Here is an 18795-nt window from a genome sequence, read left to right on the forward strand (position 1 = left end):
AAATTTAATCTATTTATTCTTCATTCTTTCCTTGCCGTTCTTCCTGCTCTTCATTGTAAGCTTTTACAATATCCTTCACCAGCCGGTGACGTACGATATCGTCGGAATTAAATTCCACGAAAGCGATGCCCTTGATGTCTTTCAGGATTTTGAAAGCATGAATGAGGCCCGAATCTCCACGCCGGGGTAAGTCGATCTGACTCATATCACCGGTGATTACAAATTTTGCACTGATCCCCATTCGGGTTAAAAACATTTTCAACTGATTGCGGGTCGTATTCTGGGCTTCGTCGAGGATTACGAAAGAGTCGTTTAACGTGCGTCCTCTCATATAAGCCAGCGGAGCTATTTGGATAATTTCGGATTCCAGATATTCTTCCAGCTTTTTGGGCGGAATCATGTCCGACAGGGCGTCGTATAGAGGCTGAAGATAAGGATCTACCTTTTCTTTCATATCTCCGGGCAGGAATCCCAGGTTTTCACCGGCCTCGACAGCCGGACGGCTTAACACGATCCGTTTCACTTCACGATTACGCAAAGCCCTTACAGCCAGGGCGATCGCTGTATAGGTTTTACCCGAACCGGCAGGACCGGTAGCGAACAATAAATCATTGGTTTTGGCCAGTTCTACCAGTTTACGCTGATTGGAGGTACGGGCACGGATCGCTTTACCGGCATTCCCGTATAAAATCACCGATTCGGTATCTTCCGGATCGGCGACAACATGATCTTCCAGGATGATCCGTTTCAGATTCGCTACCGTGAGCATATTATAACGGTGGTAGTGCTCGAGTAAAGCAATGATTTTAGTATTTAAAATTTCTATATCGTTGATTTCTCCCTGGATAATAATTTCATCTCCCCGGGCTGTGATCTTCAGTTTGGGAAAATACTCTTTTAATAGATTGAATTTTGAATTGTTAACTCCGTAGAAATCAATGGGATCTATATTCCCTATACTTATTCTTTTCTCAATCATGCAATCTTCAATAAATATAACAAAGGTACTACCTTTTTTATGATATGTGAGGGCAGATACCGATTTTTTTTAATCACAAAAATACGTTATTTTTGCAGCCACGAATTGGTGAGAAATGCATGAGGCTGTCGGGTAAGCTGTCCCGGAAGGAGGTAGAGATAACCTCTTTGACTAGTTATTTATGGAAGATCTGGAAAAGAAAAAAGAGGCTTTTGCCGAATTACTGGAAGTGATCGCAACACTTCGCGTCGAGTGTCCCTGGGATAGAAAACAGACGATGGAATCGTTGAGGGCTTTGTCGATCGAAGAGGTGTATGAATTGGGAGATGCTATTCTGGCAGGAGACATGGCCGAAGTGAAGAAAGAATTGGGGGATTTGTTGATGCATATCGTATTTTATGCCCAGATAGGCAGTGAAAAAGAAGCTTTCGACATCACCGATGTGCTGAATAGTATCTGTGAGAAATTGAAATACCGGCATCCTCATATTTATGGCGAGGTGAAAGTGGATAGTGCTGAAGAGGTATTGCAAAATTGGGAGCAGTTGAAATTGAAGGAAAAAGGGCGGAAACACCGGGTATTGGAAGGGGTTCCCGTGTCATTGCCGGCTTTGGTAAAGGCTTATCGTATACAGGACAAAGCGCGGGGAGCCGGGTTCGACTGGAAACAAAAGGAGGAGGTATGGACCAAAGTAAAAGAGGAACTGCAAGAGTTCGAGACAGAAATAGCGAAAGCCGACCAGGAAAAGATGGAGCAGGAATTCGGGGATTTTTTGTTTTCGATTATCAATGTAGCCCGCTTATACGGTATTAATCCCGAGAATGCATTGGAAAAGACAAACCGGAAATTTATCCGCCGTTTCGGTTATGTGGAAGATAAAGCGAAAGAGACAGGAAAAAATTTATCGGATATGAGCCTGGAAGAGATGGAGGTTTATTGGCAGGAAGCAAAAGGGAGAGAACAGAAATAGGGGGTAAAAGATGGATTTGACAGGGAAATGGAGATATATCGAAAATTACGGCTACGGTGTCGCTGAAGGTGAGCTTTACCTGAAACAGAAAGGACAAACGCTGGCCGGCAGGATCGTGTTTACGGATAAAGTCGAAGGAGAGAGTTCTTATATGATACAAGAGTTTTTAAAAGGAGAACTGGAAGGACGTAAAGTGCGACTGGAAGCCATCGAGTTCGACATCATTCATTCGGAGTTTCCGATAACCTATCAGTTGGATCATTGGTTCGGGCTATTGGTCGATGACAATACGATTAAAGGAGTAAGTAAAGACGGACAAGGGGTGGAAGGATATTTTGAGTTTGAAAAAGTAGCTACTAGTTTGCCCATGGAAATTTGAAATGCCTGTCATACCGGTATACAAAATTCAGGAAAGTTGACGAAAGTCAGCTTTTTTTTTATTCTTTTCTTTTAAATTGCCCATGCTATTAATCTAAAACCAGTTACTATGTCAAAAATTAAAAAACATCCGGTGTTGGAAGTCCCGGTAAGGGATAGAGTCATCTTTAAATATAACGGGCAGGAAGTAGAAGGAGAGAAGGGGTATACCATAGCTGCAGCATTGCATCGGGCAGGCTTTCCGGTGCATAGCCATAGTCTGGACGGGCGGGAACGTTCGCTGGAATGCGGTATCGGTAAATGTGGGGCTTGTGAAATGTTGGTGGATGGAAAAATCCGGCGGATTTGTATTACGAAAGTGGATGGGGTGAAGGAAGTGCGGGAAGTGACCGAAGATTTTATGGCCAGAAAGGTAAAACAACCGGTAGCCGATAAAAAGAAAATTTTGCGTACGACGGTGGTGATTATCGGGGCTGGGCCTGCAGGACTTGCTGTTCGGGAAGAATTCAATAAATATGGTGTGGATAATATCGTTATCGATAATAACGATAAGACAGGAGGACAATTTACTATGCAAACCCATCAGTTTTTCTTTTTCGAAAAAGAAAAACGTTTTGGCGGAATGCGTGGATTCGATATAGCCAGGACATTGGCCGGAGAAAATACCGACGGTATTTATCTGAATTCTACGGTTTGGGATCTGCTCGAAGGGAAAAGGGTGGCCGTGAAAAATATACAGACCGAAGAGATATTTTTTGTCGATGCGGATTACCTGGTTGTTGCAACGGGTGCCGTACCGTTTATGCCGGCTTTCGAAAACGATGACTTACCGGGGGTGTATACTGCCGCTGTAGTACAGAAAATGATGAACAGCGAATTGACTTTATTGGGTAAAAACGTCCTGACGATCGGTGCCGGTAATATCGGTTACCTGACCTCTTATCAGCTGATGCAGGCCGGAGCGCATGTCAAGGCTATTCTGGAGGCGATGCCCCGGGAAGGGGGATTTCCGGTTCAGGCCAACCGGGTTAGGCGTTTGGCTATTCCGATTCTGACTTCGCATATGCTGTTGAAGGCAATCCCGAATAAAGAACATAATGGCATCGTCGGTGCGGTGATCGCCCGGTGTGAAAACTTCCGTCCGGTTCCGGGTACGGAAAAGGTGATCGAAGGAATCGATGTCATTAATATTTGTACCGGATTGATTCCGGATAATCAGTTGCTCACCAAAGGAAAAGAGGTGTTCGGCGGACGTTGTTTTGCTGCCGGGGATGCGATCCGGATCGGTGAAGGGACCAGTGCGGTACTGAAAGGACGGCATACGGCGATGCAGATTATGATGGAACTGGGTGTACGGCTGGATTATGACGATTACCTTCTGTTGTCCAAAGAATACATCGATTCGCAGCAACATCCGGTGAAAGTGCTGGAAGAACCCCGTTTGCCGGAAGAATCCAGACGGCTGACCCGGGGATTCGTACAGGCAGATTGCCTGTATGGCTTTGCCTGCAACCCGTGTTCCTTTGCCTGTCCGCATGGTGCGATTACCAAAACTTCGACTTCTACGGTGCCGGTAATCGATTACGATAAGTGTATCGGTTGTATGGAATGCGTTTATCAGTGTCCCGGACTGGCTATTTTCGGTTATGATTTACGGAAAGACAATCTTTTCTTACCGATTGAATATGAAGCACACGAAGGGGCGGAAGTCTATCTGGTGAATAATAACGGGGAGATATTGGGAGAAGGAAAGATCGAAAAGATTCTGCATAAGCCGAATAAAACGAATGTAGCCCGGGTAAAATCCCTGACAATACAAGGGGATGCCCTGACGCGCGTCAGGGGATTCGTTGTGAAAGACAATTACCCGGAACCTTTACAGCCGAAACCTTTGTTGGAAGATACAGCAGGGCCCACCTATATTTGCCATTGTGATGATGTAAAACTGGAAGAAGTATTGCAAGTGATCGGGGACCGTACCTTTATTTCGATAGATGAAATCAAACATACGACCCACCTGGGCATGGGACCCTGCCGTGGTAAACGGTGTATTCCCCGTTTGCGGACAGCGCTTCGCAGCAGAGGAATCGAATTGGTCGGAGATGCCACTCCCCGGGCTCCGCTGTCGAATCAATTGACTTTGGGCGAGATCACACCTGCTAAAAAAGGAGATACTTATCTGGTAGCCAATCGGGATACCTTCAAGAAGATAGAAGTCAGTGCTTTGATTGCCGGAGGAGGTATCGCCGGAAGCTCGCTGTTCCGTTATATGGCAGAGGCAGGTATGAATCCGGTATTGGTGAATGCCGACCGGGGGTCGTCGTGGAGAAATATCGGTGGTGGACGTACGGCCTTCTCTTTGCCCGAACTGGCAGAAATAGCGGCTCAGAACCATCATATTTTTAAAGAATTACAATATCTGTCCAATATCGATTACAAACCTATCCGGTACATCAGTTTTGCACACGATGAGGAGACTTATAAAGCACTGGAAGCCAGCAAAGCCTGGTCGAAAGCGGAAATGATCGCTCCGAAGCAGTTCCGGGAAGAGATTTCTCCATATTTTAATGCTAATCCTAAAAAATATATTTCGGCCTTGGTATCGGAGGATTGCTGGCAGGCGACTCCCGGAAAAGTAGTAGACCTGGTACGTAATCTGGGAATAGCTGCCGGAGGGACGGTTATGGAGGATTGCCGGGTGCTCGAAGCTTGCCGTGAGGGGAAATATACCAGTGTATTGGTACAGACCCACGACAAAAAATATGTGGAGTATCGTACCGAACATTTTGTAAATGCTTTGGGAAGCGGAGCCGGTAAATTGTGCGATAGCATGGGGATAGATGCCGGCTTGTATCCTGTACGCCATCAGGCTTTCATTACCCGCCGTTTACCGATGTTGGGTAAACATGGGACGAATCTGGATATGTTGATCGACCGGCAAGATTATAAAGGTTTTTCTGCGGTTTATGGGCAGCAGATTGCTTATACCGGTCAGATTATCGGTTGTGCTTCGCCGAAACTCGACGCTATGCGTATCGATAAAAATCTGAAAGTGAATACAAAAGCTTTTCTGGAAATCGTCAGTGAGATGTTCTCCGAATGGATTCCCGATTTGGCCGGCGTAGGAATACAAGCGGTATGGGCCGGATATTATACCGAACCCCGTTATATTGTCGATCCTGAATTGGGACTGTTCGTCGGAATGCGTGGACACGGATTTATGCTTTCGCAATATATTGCCCGGATGTATGTCGACAAATTGTTGGGACGTCCTGTACCGGAATATTTTGAAAAATTGAAACTGAACGGGCCCGGATTATCCGAAAAGGCGTTTAAATAAAAAGTTTGTAAGGTTTGTAAAGTTCATAAACCCTGCGGGCGCTTTTTTATGGTTACAGCAACGGCCGACCAGGCCTGAGCTTCCCCCGGGAAGGTGCCTGTAGGGATTTTCTGTTTGTTCCTCCTCTCGCTCGGTTTGTGTTGCCGTCGGGTGTATTTTTTTACGAATGTTTTGCTCGTATATACGGTAAATATATCGGATAGCTGCAGATTAACATTACGGGGATTTAAATTATTCTGAGTTTTATTCTTTATATTTGCCGCGGGTAGCAGGAGTAAAACGTTCAATTGATTTAGCCATGGTTGAAATAGGAAGATTTAATACTTTGACGGTAGTTAAAATCGTCGATTTTGGAGTTTATTTGGATGGGGGAGAACGCGGTGAGATCCTTATGCCGAAAGAATATGTCCCGGCCAATTGTTTCCCGGATGATGAAGTGAAGGCTTTTGTTTATTTCGATTCGGAGGACCGGATTGTTGCAACGACGGAACATCCCCATGTAATGGTCGGCGAATTTGCTTTCCTGAAAGTGATAGCTCTTAGTCCTGTCGGGGCTTTTCTGGATTGGGGATTGCGGAAGGACCTGCTGGTGCCTTTCCGGGAGCAGCGCGATCCGATGATAGAAGGGAAATCCTATTTGGTATATGTTTATCTGGATAAAGCGTCCGACCGGATTGTAGCTTCGACGAAGATCGATAAGTATCTGGATCAGGTGTTTCCGGAATACGAACCTTACGAGGAAGTAGAAGTGTTGATCGCCCGGAAGTCGGATTTGGGATACAATGTGATTGTGAATAATACGCATTGGGGATTGATCTATAATAATGAGATTTTTCAGCCGCTGAAGATCGGTCAGAAAATGAAAGGATATATTAAGGAAGTGCGGGAAGACGAGAAAATCGATGTGACCTTGCAATTGCCCGGATATGCAAAAATAGAAGGTTTGGCCGGTATGGTGCTTGAAAAATTGAAAGATTACGGTGGTATTCTGGACCTCTCGGATAAAAGCGAGCCGGAAGAAATCTATAAGGTTTTCGGATGTAGTAAGAAAAATTATAAAAAGGCTTTGGGGACTTTACTGAAACAAAGACTGATCGAGATCGGCGATTCCGAAGTCCGGCTGAAAACAGAAGATTAAATTCGAAGCTCATTCGTCCGGTCACTTGGATCAGGTGATCAATCATGGTTATTTGGCCGTTGATTTTTTCTTTGTGTTTTCGGGCTTTGTGGTCGGTTATGCTTACGACGATCGTTGGAATAAGATGACTATCGGCGCCTTTTTTTTGCGTCGTCTGATCCGGTTGCAGCCGATGGTGGTGATGGGGATGTTTATCGGGGCTGTGTTTTTCTTTTTCGGGAGTGACGCTATGTTTCCGGGGATTGACCGGCTTCCTGATCCGGACAAAATATGCTTTTGAAAAGTGTAGCATATTGCTTTTCATCGTTCTGGCTATGCCTCGTTTAGGAGGTAAAAACCATTATTGGTTGAATGGATTATATGAAGCTCTGTGTGTGATCGTTGTCTTCCCTTTGATCGTAGCGCTTGGAGCAGGCGGAAAGTTATCCGGAAATCTGTTCTCGAAAGGTTGTGATTTTATGGGAAAGATTTCTTATCCGCTTTATATTGTTCACTATCCGGTTATCTATTTGTATTGGAATTGGGTAACACCGAGACATTTGCCTTGGACATCGGTATGGCCTTCTACTATTTTGATTGCAGCGTTTTGTGTGATGATGGCTTATGCCTGTCTGAAATTGTATGACGAATCCGTAAGAGCGTGGTTGAAAAAGAAGGTAGAAATCTGAACAAAGATTGTCCGAAAGTGAGAAATCTCACTTCGGGACAATCTCTGGAGTGGTTGTTCAGTCGATAAGTTCGACATCTAATGCCGGAGGCAGGTTTTTCTTTCTTTTTTTCTCCGGAAGCTCCTCCTGAATTTCCGGGATGTCTGCATTTTCTTCGGCTGCGACTTCTTGATCTTCCGGTTTGATTTCGGGCAGATGCTCCAGTTCGTAGTCGAAGGCGGTGATTTCGGGGTAGTCGAGTTTGCCGATGAGGGTCATGATATCCCCGGTGGTATCTTCGTTTGTTGTTTTATCTTCGATCTCTGTCGCCGCTTGTCCGGGCGTTTCTGTGAGATTGACCGTTTCTGAGGTTACTTCGACAATCGTAGCTGTTTCTGGCTCGCTATTTACCGCTGTTGTATCTTCAGGTATCTTCTCCGTATTGGGGGGGGCAATCGTTCCGGCTTCGGAAGAAGGATCGGGGATAATCTCTTCTATCGGGGGTAAGGGAAGCACTTCCTCTGTACATTCGCAAGCCTTGGCCGGAGTCTTTTCGTAAAGTTCTCCGTGTTCACAACAGAATACCCGCCCCGGGAATTTTTCGATCAGGTCGTATTGGTGGGTAGCTATGATAATCGTTTTACCGGTGTCACAGATTTCTTTTAATAATTCCACCAACTGATAGGAGGTTTCCGGGTCGATGTTACCCGTCGGTTCGTCTGCCAGGATCAGGGGAGGGGCATTCAATAAAGCCCGGGCCAGTACGATACGTTGCTGCTCTCCACCGGATAGCTGATGGGGCATCTTGGCTTGTTTGTCACTCATACCGACTTTCGTGAGTACGGTTTCAATCCGTTCCCTGATGGCTTTTTTATTTTTCCAGCCGGTAGCTTTCAAGACGAATTCCAGATTTTCATATACATTCCGGTCGATCAATAATTTGAAATCCTGAAAGACAATACCGCATTTCCGGCGTAGCAAGGGGATCTGTGACTTTTTGATTTTTTTTAATTGAAAACCGGCCACTTCAGCTTTCCCATATTCTAATGGCAATTCTGCATATAAAGTTTTCAGGAAGGAACTTTTCCCACTGCCTACTTTACCGATTAAATAGACAAATTCACCGCTTGCGATATCGATATTGACATTTTTGAGTATGGTGTTTTTTTGTTGGCGGATTACTCCCCCCTCCATTTTAATAATACTTTCTGCCATTTTACTGAAATACTAGGTTCAAATTTGAATATGCTGTTCTAAGCCCTACTCCGTTTTTAAGTTCTTTAATCCTGCAATAGTCGCTTCCGGATCTTCGGATTTGAATACAAAACTTCCGGCAACTAACGCATTTGCGCCGGCAGCAACCAATTCCCGTCCGGTTTCGAAATTTACTCCTCCGTCGATTTCGATCAGGGTATGGCTATGGGTAGCCTGAATGAGTGCCTTGAGCTTTTTCACCTTTTCGAGCGAATGTTCGATAAATGATTGCCCTCCGAAGCCGGGATTCACGCTCATAATCAGCACCACATCGATATCCTGTATAATGTCTTCGAGCAGGCTGACAGGAGTGTGGGGATTTAAAGCGACTCCGGCTTTCATACCCAAAGCTTTGATTTGTTGGAGCGTACGGTGCAAATGGGTAGACGCTTCCAGGTGAACAGTCAGGATGTCGGCTCCGGCTTTGTGAAATGCTTCGACATATCTTTCGGGTTGTACGATCATCAAATGAACATCGAGCGGTTTACGGGCTATTTTCTTGATTTGGGATACAACAGGTAAACCATAGGATATATTGGGCACGAATACACCGTCCATGATATCGAGATGAATCCAGTCGGCTTTACTCCGATTGACCATTTCCACGTCTTTACCCAGGTTCATAAAATCGGCGGCTAAAAGCGAAGGAGAAACTATTACGCTCATATGCTTTGTTTTTTATGGTTTATTTTATTCGGCTTCCTGATTTTCATCTTCGTACCAACTTGCATACATCGAGTAAGCATTCACAATTCTTTCAACTTCTCCTTTCAATAACTCTTCCCCTAATTGTTTCATTTTTTTTGCCGGTGTCCCGGCATATACCCAGCCTGATTCTACTACAGTACCTTTAGTGACTACACTGCCTGCCGCCACGATCGTATTGCTTTCAACCACAGCATCGTCGAGCACGATGGCCCCCATGCCGATCAGGACATTGTCTTTGATCGTACACCCGTGAATGACGGCATTGTGTGCGATAGAGACATTATTTCCGATGTTTGTCGGCGATTTTTTATAAGTGGCGTGGATGGTGGCATTGTCTTGTATATTGACTTTGTTACCGATCCGGATGGAATGTACATCGCCGCGTAGCACAGCGCCGAACCAGATACTGCAATCGTTTCCCATTTCTACATCACCGATAATAGCTGCATTATCGGCTAAAAAACAGTTTTTCCCGAATTTAGGGGTATGTCCGTTTAATTTCTTTATAATAGCCATATTGTAAACAAAATTATTTTAAAATTGAAATGTAACTTTTTAAATCGTTACGGGCTTCGAAGTTACGAATAATGAGGAAAACGGCAATAAAATATGCTAATTTTCAGTTTTTCAATTTCAATTTTCGATTATTTAATGAATCGGGCGAAACTGACTGCATCGATTGGGCGTACAAGAGGGTGTAATCAGAAAAATAATTAAATATTGAAAGGAGGAAGGCAATGAATATGGTAAAAAGAAATAGTGAGATCAAACCGTTTTATTCTAATTTTCTGGATGATTTTTTGAATACCGGATTATCCGCTTTTGAGGACAGAAGAGGTGTTCCGGCATTGAATGTCAAAGAAGATGAAAAGGAACTCGCCTTGGAACTGAGAGTTCCGGGAATGAAAAAAGAAGATATCCACCTGGATTATAAAGATGGAATCTTAACAATATCCGGTGAAAAAAATGAAGAAAAAGAGGAGAAGGACAGAGATAAATATCTGAGAAGGGAGTTTACTTCTTATTCTTTCCACCGGAGTTTCGAACTACCTGAAGAGAGATATGATGTTGCAAAGGCGCAGGCTGCCTATAAAGACGGTATCCTGGAAGTGACTTTGCCGAAAAAGGAGCAGAAAGATAAAGTGAGCAGACAAATTGAGGTGAAGTAGGTAGTTTGATTTTAGTAGTCAGCCGGTCCTTACGAGGATCGGCTGATTTTTGCTCCTTGATAATCAGAGAAATGAAAAAATAGTTGATTTTTTTTGTCAAAATATTTGGAGAAATATATAAAATCCACTTATCTTTGCACCGTCAAAACGAAACAGTTGTTTGAAATTATGCGAAAATAGCTCAGTTGGTAGAGCACGACCTTGCCAAGGTCGGGGTCGCGGGTTCGAGTCCCGTTTTTCGCTCACTTTTTAAAAGCCGGATATTATCCGGCTTTTTTTATAGCCTACGGGGACGGGGATGAGCTATTGGGGGAACACTATCGTAAAATTGTCGGAAATTTTGAAATTCGTCATTACAAAAATAAAAATTACTGAGATTTACACACTTTTGGAAATACTATTTTTGGCTATGGCCCTAAATTTCGTAATTTTGTTGCACTATGATGTTGCGTCGATATGGAAACGAATCCCCAATTAGAGCTTGCTTTTAATTTTCTGGAATATACCGGTACCAGTATTTTTTTGACCGGTAAGGCCGGTACAGGAAAAACGACATTTTTACGGGAGTTGAAGCGACGGTCGCCTAAACGAATGATTGTTGTCGCTCCTACCGGTGTGGCAGCGATCAATGCCGGGGGAGTTACCATTCATTCATTTTTTCAATTGCCTTTCGGACCTTATGTTCCGGGTAGAACCGAAGAAAACCGCTCGGGTGAAAAACAGTTTAGCCATAAATTCGGCCGGGAGAAAATCAATATTATCCGGAGCATGGATTTGCTGGTCATCGATGAGATCAGTATGGTCAGGGCGGATTTGTTGGATGCGGTGAGTGATATGCTTTGCCGGTACAGAGACCGAAGCAAACCGTTCGGTGGGGTACAGTTGTTGATGATCGGCGATTTGCAGCAATTGGCTCCTGTCGTGAAAGAAGAGGAATGGGGGATATTGAAGCATATTTATCCGTCTCCTTTCTTTTTTTGCAGCAAAGCATTGCAGACGGTCTCATATCAGTGTATCGAATTGACTCACGTATATCGGCAGTCGGATTCGGTATTCATCCATTTACTCAATAAGATCCGGGATAACCAGGTGGATCTGGCTACCTTGAAGGCTTTGAATAGCAGATATATACCCGGATTCAATCCGGATGATTCCGAAGGATATATTACGCTGACAACTCATAACTATCAGGCTCAGCAGATCAATAACCGCAAACTCGATGCGCTTGAAGGAAGGGCTTATACCTATTCGGCGGAGGTGAAAGACGATTTTCCCGAATATGCTTTCCCGACAGATAAGCATTTGGTATTGAAAAAAGGGGCTCAGGTCATGTTTGTGAAGAATGATTCGTCGGCTGAGAAACGGTATTATAACGGAAAAATCGGACGGATTACAGCGATCAGTGCAGACAATATCCTGGTGAGGTGCGGGGACGAAAAGGACGCGATTACAGTAACCCGGGAAGAGTGGACCAATACCAAATACAGTATCGACGCTGAAACACAGGAAATTTCAGAGACTGTCGCAGGTAGTTTTAAACAATATCCCTTGAAAACGGCCTGGGCGATTACCATTCATAAGAGTCAGGGATTGACTTTCGAGAAAGCTATTGTCAATGCGGGAGCTGCTTTTACGCATGGGCAGGTGTATGTCGCTTTGAGCCGGTGTAAAAGTCTGGAAGGGTTGGTTTTGGGAACACCTTTACGTCCCGAGGCTCTGATCAACGATCAGGTGGTGAAGCATTTTACGGATGAAGTTTCCCGGAATCAGCCCGGACCGATGCAGTTGGAAGATGCACGCAGGGCCTACTATTTACAGTTGTTGAAAGAACTGTTCGATTATAGCGGTGTACTTAAACGCCTGCAGCATGTAGCTTGGGTATTCGGAGAATATTTGTGGAAATTATATCCCGAGTTAACCAAACGTTGCCGGGAGGTCAGGGAGTTGTGTCATAGCGAATTGACGGAGGTGGGAGAAAAATTTCAGATGCAGCTGGAGCGTTTGGTCGAAGGGGCTGCAAATTACGAAACCGATCGGCAGGTCGGGGAAAGGATAGCTAAAGGAGTAGTTTACTTCAGCGAACAGACCGGCCGGCATATCGTAGCTTTCTTAGAGAGTGCACAGCCCGAAATCGATAATAAAGACGTACGTAAAATAGTCGGGGAGGCTTTGGAGAAATTGAGGCAGGAAGTGGGGGTGAAGATGGAGACTCTGGAGGCTGTGAAAGAAGGGTTTGAAGTGAAAGCTTATTTGATGGCGAAAGCGAAGGCTATATTGGAAAAACCGAAACCCCGGGCCAGGAAGACCACCGAAAAAGTGGAGGTCGGAGAAGATGTTTTGCATCCGAAATTATATAATGCCTTGCGTTTGTGGCGGAAGGAGGAAGCGATGCGTCTGGGATTGCCGGCCTATACCGTTTTGCAGCAGAAAGCTTTGCTGGGGGTGGCCAACACGCTGCCGACAACAGGGAAAGAATTACTGGCTATACCGGGGATCGGAAAAAAAGTTGCGGAGCGGTATGGGGTTACCTTGCTGGAAATGGTGGATCATTACCGGCTGAATATTTAAAGGATAGAAATTTGATATATGGAAATAAATTTTCACATTTGTATTTCAATGAATTACTAAACTTATAAAAGAATAGATAATGGAAGATGTTTATGTGCTAGGTGTGGATATCGGAGGGTCACACATTGCTTGTCAGCTTGTTAATTTGAGCGACTGTAGTTTGATCGAAAATACGTATGCCGAAGTTAAAGTGGCTGAAAATCAAAGTGCCGGTATCATTCTGGCAGCTTGGGAAAAAGCATTGAAAGAGTGTATGGGTAAGGCTGCTGGTAAGACTATCCGTGGAATCGGAGTCGCTATACCATCACCTTTCGATTTTGTGCAGGGGATCGCTATGGCCGATCACAAATTCGCTTCTCTGAAAGGACTGAATATCCGTCAGGAGTTGAGCCGTGTTACAGGCATCCTGCCTTCTTCTATTTTATTTACGAACGATGCCGCAGCTTTCGGTATGGGCGCCTGGAGATTGAACGGAAGCCGTGACCGCCATTTGATCGGAGTGACTTTGGGTACCGGTTTCGGAGCTTGTTTTATTGTAGATGGTTGTTATGCTACTTATGGCCCCGGAGTGCCTATCGGAGGAGAACTGTGGAATTATCCGTTCCGTGGGGTGATCGCTGAAGATTATGTTTCTACCCGCTGGTTCGAAAAGCGTTTTGCCGAATTGACCGGAGAGGCGATTCAAGGGGTGAAAGGAATGATCGATTTATACCAGGCCGGTAAATATAAGACAGAGACCGAGCAGGTCTTCCGCGAATTTTCGAATTCTTTCGGAGAGATCATGGTGCCCTTTATGACCCGATTTAATGCCGATATGCTGGTGATCGGAGGAGGTATGGTACTTTCCGAACAGTATTTCCTGCCTTTGATCAGTCAATATATGAAAGCCAATGGGATCAATGCTTCTATCATGACGGTCGCCGATACAACGACCGCAATTATTGCGGGAGCTGCTGCTTTATGTGATTTAATATAAAGGAAATTGAATCAGATATTTATGTATCGATTTAGCGATGGGTTGGAATAGAACCGGTTCATTAATAAATCGATACAAAAATAACTGAAGAACTTTTATCCGGAGCTTTCCGTATACCGTGTGAGTTTAATTTTCAAATATTGAATTATGAATCACGGTATCAGTATTTTGTTTCGGGTAATTCCCGTTGTGATGGCATTTATTTGTTTTTTTCTCGGCGGGTTTATTTTTTTGTATGGAGACGATGGAGCCAGGCAGGTAGCCGGACCTGTTGTTTTTTTTCTGGGAGCTATCTGTCTGGCTTTGTTTGCAACTGCTGCAACTATTATCCGGCAATTGATTCATAAATTTCATACGGTTTTAAAATATATTATTCCCGGTTTCGGATATGTTGTAGCCTTCTTAACAATAGCATCGGGGATTTGGATTTGCGGTTTTGCTGAAAATTCCAATTTCATTGTTTCAGGCCATGTCGTGGCCGGAGTCGGTTTGATTGCAGCTTGCGTTTCTACGGCAGCGACTTCTTCTACAAAATTTTATTTGATACCGGCCAATTCGGCTAATGCGACGAATGAAGTCAATAAAGAAGGTTTTTCTGTAATGACACAGAATGTATTGATCGGTTTGACTTTATTGTTTTCCTTGATCGCCTGGGCTTGGGCGATTGTGTTGTTATCCCGGAGCAGTGAAGGGGCTTATTTTTTTGTAGCCGGGACAGTGATGGGAGGATTGGCTTGTATTTGTACCAGCCTGATTGCTTTGGTGGCCAGTATTGCTAAACAGATCCGGAATACTTATGGAGAAAGTGACCGTAAAAACTGGCCGAAATTGGTTTTGGTGATGGGAACGGTGGCTTTTATCTGGGGCTTGGTCGTTATTCTTGCTATGGCCGGGAATGTGGCCAATACCACCGGTTTCATCATGATGGGCTTGGGATTGGTTTGTTTCAGCATCTCCAGTAAAGTAATTTTGTTGGCTAGAGTGTGGAAACAGAGTTTTGCTTTAGCCAGCCGGATTCCGCTGATTCCGGTACTGACTGCTTTGTTGTGTTTGTTTTTAGCTGCCTTTCTGTTTGAGGAAGGGGGGTATGACAATGCATTTTTTGTTCCGGCCCGGGTATTGGTCGGGCTGGGAGCGATCTGTTTTTGTTTGTTTTCTATTGTGAGTATCCTGGAGAGCGGTACCTCTAAAAAATGAGAGTGGATGCAGGAGAATGAAAGATTTAATCCGTATCTTTGTAAAAAGATACGGATTTTTTATGGAGAATAAACCTTTAGCAGAGAGATTGAGGCCTAAGACGCTGGACGATTATATCGGTCAGCAACATTTGGTAGGAAAAGGGAAAGTGTTGCGTAAAATGATTGAATCCGGGGTAGTCTCTTCTTTTATTTTGTGGGGACCTCCGGGAGTCGGTAAAACGACCTTGGCCATGATCGTCGCCGAACAGCTGAAACGTCCGTTTTATGTCCTGAGTGCCGTTAGTTCGGGAGTAAAAGATGTGCGTGAAGTGATACAAAAAGCAGAAAGCCAGCGTTTTTTCAATACGCCTAATCCGATACTTTTTATCGATGAAATCCACCGGTTTTCCAAGGCACAGCAAGATTCTTTATTGGCCGCAGTCGAAAAGGGAACCGTTACCCTGATCGGAGCTACGACCGAAAATCCTTCGTTCGAGGTGATTTCGCCTTTACTGTCCCGTTGTCAGGTATATGTCCTGAAATCTCAGGAAAAAGCCGATCTGGAAGGCTTGATAGACCGTGCGGTTACGACAGATTTTTATCTGAAAGAAAAGAATATCGTTGTCAAGGAAAAGGAAGCTCTGATTTCCTTTAGTGGCGGGGATGCCCGCAAGCTGTTGAATATCCTGGAATTGGTGGTGAATGCCCAGCCAGGACCGGAAATTCTCATCGATAACGATACGGTGCGTAAAGAATTGCAGGAAAATCCGTTGATGTACGATAAAGACGGCGAACAGCATTACGATATTATTTCTGCTATGATCAAGTCGATCCGGGGAAGTGATCCGAATGCGGCTTTGTATTATATGGCCCGGATGCTGGAAGGGGGAGAAGATCCTAAGTTCATCGCCCGGCGTTTGCTGATTTCCGCATCTGAAGATATCGGATTAGCCAATCCGAATGCGATGTTGCTGGCCAATACCTGTTTCGATATTGTCCATAAAATCGGTATGCCCGAAGCCAGGATTCCCTTATCGGAATGTGTGATTTATTTGGCTACCTCTCCTAAAAGTAATTCGGCTTATAAGGCGATCGATGAAGCGATGGCGACGGTGAGACAAACCGGAAACCTACCCGTTCCTTTGTATTTGCGAAATGCTCCGACCAAACTGATGAAAGAGCTGAACTATGGGAAAGATTATAAATATGCCCATGATTATCCGGGTAATTTTGTAGAAATGGAGTTTATGCCGCAGGAGCTGAAACAGCATATATTTTATAAACCTCAGCAAAATGCCGCTGAAATGAAACTATTGGAACGGCTAAAAGCCTGGTGGAAGAAGAAATATTAACTTGAAATGGGTGTGTGGCCCTAAAATCCTATATGTATGAAAATATTGAATGAAATGACTGGACAAGAGATGTTTTTTTTGTTAGCCGGTCCTTGTGTCATCGAGGGCGAAGAGATGGCACTCAAGATAGCGGAACATGTTTCCGAGCTCACCGATAAATGGGGGATTCCTTATGTTTTCAAAGGATCTTTTAAAAAGGCCAACCGCTCCCGTTTGGATTCTTTTACAGGAATTGGGGATGAAAAGGCTTTAAAAATATTGGCGAAGATCCGGAAAGATTTTCAAATACCGGTAGTGACGGATATTCATAGTCCTGAAGATGCCGTTATGGCTGCCGAGTATGTTGATATCCTTCAAATCCCGGCATTTCTCTGCCGACAGACCGATTTACTGGTAGCGGCTGCGAAAACAGGCCGGATGGTGAATATTAAGAAAGGACAGTTTTTATCTCCCGATGCCATGCGTTTTGCTGTCGATAAAGTGCGTGAATCCGGAAACGAGAATGTGATGGTGACCGAGCGGGGAACTACTTTCGGCTATCAGGATTTGGTGGTCGACTATAGAGGAATCAAGATCATGCAGCAAGAATGTCAATGTCCTGTCGTTGTCGATGTTACTCATTCTTTGCAACAACCCAACCAGAGTTGCGGGGTGACCGGCGGACAACCTCAGTTGATCGAGACCATCGCTAAAGCCGGAATAGCTGTCGGAGCCGACGGCATCTTTATCGAAACTCATCCTGATCCGAAAAATGCGAAATCGGACGGTGCGAATATGCTGCGTCTGGATTTGCTCGAAGGATTGCTGGAGAAATTGGTTCGAATCCGGAAAGCACTATAGGATAAAATCATTATCTTTGTGTACTGACTTGGGGAAAAGATAATGCGTAATCAAGATTATTCTATTTTAATACGGGAATTGAAAGCAGGTAAAGAATCTGCTTTCGATTCTTTGTTTCGGTTGTTTTATCAGGATTTATGTCGTTTTGCCTGTTCTTTTTTGAATGATCCGATGATGGCAGAAGATGTGGTGCAGGGAATTTTTGAAAAAATATGGACCCGGAAAAAGTTTATCGACGAAAGCCAGCAATTGGATCATTATTTATATGTCTCTGTACGTAATGCCTGTTATACCTTTTTGAAAAACAAAAAGGAACACGTGAAATTGGATGAGGTGGATTCGAGAAAAACATATACAGAAGAAATATCCTCTGACTCCGATGGCTTACAGATTATACGCCGGATGATCGAAGAGTTACCTTTTCAGTGTCGTGTCATCTTTAAATTAGTCGTATTGGAAGAAATGAAATATCAGGAGGTAGCCACTTATTTGGATCTCTCGGTCAATACGGTGAAAACACAGATGAAAATAGCTTATAAAATATTGAGAGAAAAATTACGTCCTTACCATGCTCTCTTGCTCGTCTTTTATTTAAGCCGGCATTTTTTCAGCCGATAAACTGCTTTTCTCCATTTACTTTTCAGTATTGTGTAATATTTTTTTGTTAAAATTATCAATCTTTTCACCCTGTTTTGGGATTCGTTAGTACTATTATAAAAAGAGTCGAACGTATGAAATGGAATCCTGAAGATGAAATAGAATTTATAGTCCGGAAATTAAATCATGAATTGACAACGGCCGAAGAACGACAATTCCAATGCTGGCTTGCAGAAGATCAGGCACATCGCAGTTTGTTTCAGGAAATCGAATCCATATCCCTTCGTTCGAAAGAAGCGAAAATCGTTTTTGAGCCCGATATAGAACTGGCTTTGCAAAAGGTGAAAAGCCGGCGGGCTAGGATGGAGAGATTACGGCATAGGATCTGGCAATATGCTGCTTTGATTTTGGTGGCTTTGGGGCTCGGTATTTATGGAACTTACCGGTTTGCCGATCGGTTGGACGAGGTTACAGATGGGGTTGATGCGGGAAGCTCCCGGGCTATTTTGCATTTAGCTTCCGGGGAAAAAATAGTATTGGGCGAGGAGATGGCGGAAACTTATTTGAAGCGTACGGAAGTGAATGATATTTGGTTGGACTCCAATAGGGTATTAAGATACCGGGCAAAAGAAAAAGCAATAGAAGGAGTCCGGGAAAATAGATTGGAAGTACCGGTAGGGGGAGAATATCGGCTGACACTT

General features: G+C 44.2%; 15 protein-coding genes, 1 tRNA gene and 2 pseudogenes. 14 read left to right on the forward strand and 4 right to left on the reverse strand.

The genetic code is table 11. The features are described from left to right. Window positions 1–13: 13 nt before the first annotated feature. Window positions 14–979 carry a PhoH family protein gene (locus WS42_RS03270; RefSeq protein WP_022160670.1) on the reverse strand — a complete coding sequence of 322 codons (966 nt, stop codon included), beginning with the start codon at window positions 977–979 and terminating at the stop codon, window positions 14–16. Between the two features lie 181 nt (window positions 980–1160). Here WS42_RS03270 and mazG point away from each other — a divergent pair, with 181 nt between their 5' ends. The 5 genes and pseudogenes from mazG to WS42_RS03305 all read left to right on the forward strand — a co-directional run. Continuing rightward, on the forward strand, window positions 1161–1949 hold the full coding sequence (gene mazG, locus WS42_RS03275; protein ID WP_022160669.1) for a nucleoside triphosphate pyrophosphohydrolase: 789 nt from the start codon (window positions 1161–1163) through the stop codon (window positions 1947–1949). A 10-nt stretch (window positions 1950–1959) separates the two neighbouring features. Next, window positions 1960–2328: a hypothetical protein gene (locus WS42_RS03280; RefSeq protein ID WP_046402924.1), complete on the forward strand. Its 369-nt coding sequence runs from the start codon at window positions 1960–1962 to the stop codon at window positions 2326–2328. Between the two features lie 108 nt (window positions 2329–2436). Beyond that, a complete protein-coding gene (locus WS42_RS03285; protein ID WP_022159344.1) occupies window positions 2437–5667 on the forward strand; it encodes an FAD-dependent oxidoreductase in 3231 nt (1076 codons plus the stop codon). A 298-nt stretch (window positions 5668–5965) separates the two neighbouring features. After that, window positions 5966–6805, forward strand: coding sequence for a CvfB family protein (locus WS42_RS03295; protein WP_046402921.1), 840 nt, complete (start codon window positions 5966–5968; stop codon window positions 6803–6805). A 1-nt stretch (window position 6806) separates the two neighbouring features. Further along, window positions 6807–7473 (forward strand): annotated as a pseudogene (locus tag WS42_RS03305) (acyltransferase family protein); the annotation flags it as partial. Window positions 7474–8019: 546 nt separating this feature from the next. Here the strand turns inward: WS42_RS03305 and WS42_RS15790 are convergent. From WS42_RS15790 to WS42_RS03320, 3 genes and pseudogenes are all read right to left on the reverse strand, one after another. Next, a pseudogene (locus WS42_RS15790) lies at window positions 8020–8667 on the reverse strand (cell division ATP-binding protein FtsE); the annotation flags it as partial. Window positions 8668–8712: 45 nt separating this feature from the next. Continuing rightward, on the reverse strand, window positions 8713–9372 hold the full coding sequence (gene rpe, locus WS42_RS03315) for a ribulose-phosphate 3-epimerase (protein WP_022159349.1): 660 nt from the start codon (window positions 9370–9372) through the stop codon (window positions 8713–8715). Between the two features lie 24 nt (window positions 9373–9396). Continuing rightward, window positions 9397–9930: a gamma carbonic anhydrase family protein gene (locus WS42_RS03320; RefSeq protein WP_022159350.1), complete on the reverse strand. Its 534-nt coding sequence runs from the start codon at window positions 9928–9930 to the stop codon at window positions 9397–9399. A gap of 227 nt (window positions 9931–10157) precedes the next feature. Between WS42_RS03320 and WS42_RS03325 the strand changes: the two genes are divergently transcribed. The 9 genes from WS42_RS03325 to WS42_RS03365 form a co-directional block, all read left to right on the forward strand. Continuing rightward, window positions 10158–10583, forward strand: a complete 426-nt coding sequence (locus tag WS42_RS03325) for an Hsp20/alpha crystallin family protein (RefSeq protein ID WP_229032436.1) — start codon at window positions 10158–10160, stop codon at window positions 10581–10583. A gap of 170 nt (window positions 10584–10753) precedes the next feature. Next, window positions 10754–10826 (forward strand) — tRNA-Gly (locus WS42_RS03330). A gap of 213 nt (window positions 10827–11039) precedes the next feature. Beyond that, window positions 11040–13151, forward strand: a complete 2112-nt coding sequence (locus WS42_RS03335) for an HRDC domain-containing protein (RefSeq protein WP_046450738.1) — start codon at window positions 11040–11042, stop codon at window positions 13149–13151. Between the two features lie 79 nt (window positions 13152–13230). Further along, window positions 13231–14127 carry an ROK family protein gene (locus tag WS42_RS03340; protein ID WP_046450739.1) on the forward strand — a complete coding sequence of 299 codons (897 nt, stop codon included), beginning with the start codon at window positions 13231–13233 and terminating at the stop codon, window positions 14125–14127. Between the two features lie 147 nt (window positions 14128–14274). Continuing rightward, on the forward strand, window positions 14275–15324 hold the full coding sequence (locus WS42_RS03345) for a DUF2776 domain-containing protein (RefSeq protein ID WP_046405360.1): 1050 nt from the start codon (window positions 14275–14277) through the stop codon (window positions 15322–15324). A gap of 61 nt (window positions 15325–15385) precedes the next feature. Continuing rightward, window positions 15386–16657: a replication-associated recombination protein A gene (locus tag WS42_RS03350; RefSeq protein WP_046405364.1), complete on the forward strand. Its 1272-nt coding sequence runs from the start codon at window positions 15386–15388 to the stop codon at window positions 16655–16657. 36 nt (window positions 16658–16693) lie between these two features. Continuing rightward, window positions 16694–17497 (forward strand): 3-deoxy-8-phosphooctulonate synthase, encoded by an 804-nt coding sequence (gene kdsA, locus WS42_RS03355; protein WP_013610604.1) that lies wholly within the window; start codon window positions 16694–16696, stop codon window positions 17495–17497. A gap of 42 nt (window positions 17498–17539) precedes the next feature. Then, a complete protein-coding gene (locus WS42_RS03360; RefSeq protein WP_087381938.1) occupies window positions 17540–18115 on the forward strand; it encodes an RNA polymerase sigma-70 factor in 576 nt (191 codons plus the stop codon). A gap of 113 nt (window positions 18116–18228) precedes the next feature. Next, the coding region (locus WS42_RS03365; protein WP_046450740.1) for a FecR/PupR family sigma factor regulator at window positions 18229–18795 on the forward strand (567 nt) is incomplete at its 3' end.

It is taken from the genome of Odoribacter sp. N54.MGS-14, assembly GCF_000980295.1.
GTDB lineage: Bacteria > Bacteroidota > Bacteroidia > Bacteroidales > Marinifilaceae > Odoribacter > Odoribacter splanchnicus.

What these genes read in the sequence shown, in the direction of transcription:
- WS42_RS03270 (WP_022160670.1), bottom strand. Translation starts at nt 979, where the DNA reads ATGATTGAGAAAAGAATAAGTATAGGGAATATAGATCCCATTGATTTC.
- mazG (WP_022160669.1), top strand. Translation starts at nt 1,161, where the DNA reads ATGGAAGATCTGGAAAAGAAAAAAGAGGCTTTTGCCGAATTACTGGAA.
- WS42_RS03280 (WP_046402924.1), top strand. Translation starts at nt 1,960, where the DNA reads ATGGATTTGACAGGGAAATGGAGATATATCGAAAATTACGGCTACGGT.
- WS42_RS03285 (WP_022159344.1), top strand. Translation starts at nt 2,437, where the DNA reads ATGTCAAAAATTAAAAAACATCCGGTGTTGGAAGTCCCGGTAAGGGAT.
- WS42_RS03295 (WP_046402921.1), top strand. Translation starts at nt 5,966, where the DNA reads ATGGTTGAAATAGGAAGATTTAATACTTTGACGGTAGTTAAAATCGTC.
- rpe (WP_022159349.1), bottom strand. Translation starts at nt 9,372, where the DNA reads ATGAGCGTAATAGTTTCTCCTTCGCTTTTAGCCGCCGATTTTATGAAC.
- WS42_RS03320 (WP_022159350.1), bottom strand. Translation starts at nt 9,930, where the DNA reads ATGGCTATTATAAAGAAATTAAACGGACATACCCCTAAATTCGGGAAA.
- WS42_RS03325 (WP_229032436.1), top strand. Translation starts at nt 10,158, where the DNA reads ATGGTAAAAAGAAATAGTGAGATCAAACCGTTTTATTCTAATTTTCTG.
- WS42_RS03335 (WP_046450738.1), top strand. Translation starts at nt 11,040, where the DNA reads ATGGAAACGAATCCCCAATTAGAGCTTGCTTTTAATTTTCTGGAATAT.
- WS42_RS03340 (WP_046450739.1), top strand. Translation starts at nt 13,231, where the DNA reads ATGGAAGATGTTTATGTGCTAGGTGTGGATATCGGAGGGTCACACATT.
- WS42_RS03345 (WP_046405360.1), top strand. Translation starts at nt 14,275, where the DNA reads ATGAATCACGGTATCAGTATTTTGTTTCGGGTAATTCCCGTTGTGATG.
- WS42_RS03350 (WP_046405364.1), top strand. Translation starts at nt 15,386, where the DNA reads ATGGAGAATAAACCTTTAGCAGAGAGATTGAGGCCTAAGACGCTGGAC.
- kdsA (WP_013610604.1), top strand. Translation starts at nt 16,694, where the DNA reads ATGAAAATATTGAATGAAATGACTGGACAAGAGATGTTTTTTTTGTTA.
- WS42_RS03360 (WP_087381938.1), top strand. Translation starts at nt 17,540, where the DNA reads ATGCGTAATCAAGATTATTCTATTTTAATACGGGAATTGAAAGCAGGT.